This is a genomic window from Pedobacter sp. 05L430 (assembly GCF_056397585.1).
This window is the reverse complement of record NZ_JBFTNT010000365.1, coordinates 1-3,780: the sequence shown is the minus strand read 5'-3', so window position 1 is coordinate 3,780 and position 3,780 is coordinate 1. Positions and strand designations below refer to the sequence as shown.

At 36.0% G+C, this 3,780-nt stretch carries 3 protein-coding genes; all 3 read left to right on the top strand.

The features are described from left to right. Positions 1 to 183: 183 nt before the first annotated feature. A complete protein-coding gene (locus AC1DG9_RS24810) occupies positions 184 to 1,260 on the top strand; it encodes a sugar transferase (RefSeq protein ID WP_477635439.1) in 1,077 nt (358 codons plus the stop codon). A 52-nt stretch (positions 1,261 to 1,312) separates the two neighbouring features. Next, positions 1,313 to 1,993: a TolC family protein gene (locus tag AC1DG9_RS24805; protein ID WP_172663230.1), complete on the top strand. Its 681-nt coding sequence runs from the start codon at positions 1,313 to 1,315 to the stop codon at positions 1,991 to 1,993. 21 nt (positions 1,994 to 2,014) lie between these two features. Beyond that, the coding region (locus AC1DG9_RS24800) for a GumC family protein (protein WP_477635438.1) at positions 2,015 to 3,780 on the top strand (1,766 nt) is incomplete at its 3' end.

Below are 3,780 nucleotides of genomic sequence, written 5' to 3'. Positions count from 1 at the left end.
CCTTTACAGAGATACTCCCGTTATTTTATTATCGGGTGCAGAAGATTTAGAAGATAAAGTGAAAAATATGCCTTTTAAAATAGATAGCTACCTTGAAAAACCATTTAATCCTGTTATTTTAAAATCGAAAATAGCGCAACTAATAAACTAAAATCAAATAACTGAAGCCAAACCAACTAAAATATGACATCCCCAACCATTGAATTTCATAAAGTAAGTGCCAAAATCGTGTATTTTGGTAAGCTACTGAAAGAAGTGATATCTGAAGAACTTGATGGCGATATCACTTACCTTGAAGATCCTGCTGATTTTAAAAGGTATTTAGACAATCAATCTTTTTTGAGCGTGCCTGATATTGTATTGATAGAGGTTGATGAAAACAATCRGTGTTTTGATCAGGTAAAATACATAAAAAAGAACCCTTTATTGCAAGGACTTATCATTGTATTGCTTGGTGTTAAAGAAGATAAAGCTTGGAGGAAAAAAGCACTGGAGCTGAAAGTTAACGACTACTATACTTATCCTTTTCCATATGAAGATTTCTGCGAACGCATGAACTTTTTGGTGAAGTTTAAGCTGATTAAGCCAAAGTTGATGGACATTGCCCAGCAAATGGAAGTGGAATATAAGATTCCAAGAACCAAAAGGGTATTTGACATAGTTGCATCGGGATTTGCTTTATTGTGCTTGCTGCCCTTGTTTGTAATTGTGGCAATACTGGTAAGACTTGAATCTAAAGGCAAAATTATATACAAGAGCAAAAGGGTTGGCGCCGGATATAAAATCTTTGATTTTTACAAGTTCAGATCTATGAGAAGCGATGCTGATAAAATGCTTGCATCGATGGCTAACCTTAACCAATATGCTAATTCTGAGGAGAATAAAGATAATAAATCGGCCTTTGTGAAATTTAAAAATGATCCTAGAATAACCAGGGTTGGATCGTTCTTAAGAAAAACAAGTATTGATGAGTTACCTCAGTTGATAAATGTGCTAATTGGCGATATGTCATTAGTAGGTAACAGACCGTTGCCATTGTATGAAGCTGAACAATTGACTACAAACGAATGGTCGACCAGATTCCTGGGCCCTGCCGGATTAACCGGATTATGGCAAATCAGTAAAAGAGGTCAGGATGATATGTCGGAACGTGAGCGTAAGGAGCTGGATAATTATTATGCTTCGAATTATTCGATTTTCCTTGATATGAAAATAATACTTAAAACTATACCTGCATTGATCCAAAAGGAGAATGTTTAAACCCTTCTATTTTTTTAAATCATCTAATATTAACAACAAAATATAAAATTAAATGAAAAATCTATCAAAATTCACTTTAATTGTCCTGATGTTTCTAAGTCTGGATAGTTTTTCACAAGAGTCAATAATTGGCGAAATTAAATATTCTGATCTTGAAAAGTACATTGATCTGGCGGTACAAAACTATCCCAGGTTAAAGATTACTGACATAAATGTTGAAAAAGCGAAAACAGACATTTCAATGAACGCAATATCATATCTTGACATATTTAATGCTTCATACTTTTACAGACCGAATAATAAGACAGCTATTGATGTAATTAACCCTTATGCGGTAAACGGTTTCCAATTTAGTGTTAATTTGAATCTTGGGAACTTCCTTCAAAAACCTTTAGCAGGAAAAAAAGCCAAGGCAGATTATAAAATTGCAAAACTAGAGGCAGAAGATTTCAGATTAACACTTGCCACAGAAGTAAAGAAAAGATATTATGCGTACATTCAACAAATTAACCAATTGAAAATTTATACCCAAAGTGTACAGGATAATCAAAACGTAGCCGACAATTTAAAAAACAAGTTTGAAAAGGGCGAAGTAGCTTTAGATACTTATAATCAATCGAGAATAAATCTTACAATTGCCAGTACCTCTAAAATTCAAACTGAAGTTAACTTGTTAAGTGCAAAAGATGCATTGGAAGAGATAATAGGAATGAAATTATCAGAGGTTAAATAAGATATATTTACATAGTTATAAATGGACATAAAAGCATTTTTACGACTTCTAGGCAAGTACAAATGGGTTTTGATATTAGTACCCTTAGTAATTGGAGTGATTACTTATTTTCTGGTAAAGAACCTTCCCAGACAATACAGTTCTGAGGCYCAGATTGCTACTGGTTTARTKGATCAATCTAARCAGGTKGTRGTTAACTCTAAYCRGAATKCGGATATTTTTAAGATCAACCAGCAGTTTTCGAACATCATTGAGCGGATGAAAATGAGGCGGATCATGAGTATCCTTTCTTATAACCTGATACTYCATGATCTGGAAAGTCCGAAAGCTTCGTTCAGGCCTTACAGCAAACAGGTATCGGGATTGGGACAAGCCGGCATTGATGAAGTGGTAAGGCTTTACAGAGAACGKYTGCTGAAYAAGCAGGTGATTACCATTAGTGATAACKCTGGTAAATAYCCKYTRTATGACATCATYAGYTCTATGGGCTATGATRATGAAAGCATTAACAATAAYTTAAAARTATACCGCCCTGAYAACAGTGATTTTGTAAACGTATACTATGTTTCGGAGAACCCSTTGYTATCTACWTTYGTKGTRAAYACGCTGKCGACWRATTTTATTAACAAYTAYGGYSAGGATGTTAATMTGAAYCARAATAACTCTATMGAGCTTTTGGATTCRTTGATGAAGAAAAAAGAGGCTGCCATGAACCAGAAGAATGCGGCTTTGAAATCGTTTAAGATGAAGAAYGGTGTGCTAAACCTGGACAAGCAGTCGGAAATGGTTTAYKCRCAGATCTCACAAAATGAAGAACGTAAAGCGCAGGCGATAAGGGATATTCAGGCAAACCAGAGAGCGATAGCAGATATTGATGCGAGGCTAAGAGGAGRGATAGATAATGTAAGTTCGGGAAATTCTACAGCGGACAACAGGACGATCATAAATCTTAAAAACCAATTGAAATCTGCGAACAGTGCCTATATTGATGGTAATTTTAAAGCAGCAGATAAAAACAGAATAGATTCTTTGACCAGGTTGATAGACCGCGTAAGTTCAAAGATATCTGATGAGAATGTGACCAATCCGCAGGCTTCAAGACAAGGACTGATTGAAAGGAAATTAGCACTTGAAACGACTGTTAGCCARGCCAAAGGAAGCTTAAGGTCTATTGACAATGAGCTGTCTGTTTTGAAGGCCAAATACAATACCATGGTTCCTTTTGATGCAGGGATTCAGAATTATGAACGTGATGCGGAAYTGGCTACCAAAGATTACATGAACTCTTTGGATACCTATAACCAAAACAGGACTGGGCAGAATGTTGCCTTGAAACTGCAATTGGCACAGTTAGGATTGCCKGGTTTACCTCTTGCCTCTAAAGGCATTATATATATTGCACTTTCTTACATAGTGACTTTGTTCCTGTGCTTTACCTGGATCTTAATTATGTTCCTTTTGGACCGTAGTATATTGGATTCAAAACAACTTGCGCAGGCAACACAGTCAGCAGTTTTAGGTTCGGTTCCATACCTGTCATATTCAGATATTAACATCAGGGAGTTATGGAAGAGCAAAGAGAATGATCCTGAGTTTTTATCTTTTAAAAACCTTTTACGGTCATTACGTTTTGAGATTTCTGACGCCTTGAAAAAGAACAATGCCAAAATATTGGGGATTACAAGTCTTGACAGCAATGAGGGCAAATCCTTTCTGTCGGGCAGTTTGGCCTATGGTTTTGCGATGATGGGAGAAAAAGTGCTGCTAATTGGCGGGGAGACAAAAAA

Coding starts and splice junctions, on each gene's coding strand:
- AC1DG9_RS24805 (WP_172663230.1), top strand. CDS start 1,313: ATGAAAAATCTATCAAAATTCACTTTAATTGTCCTGATGTTTCTAAGT.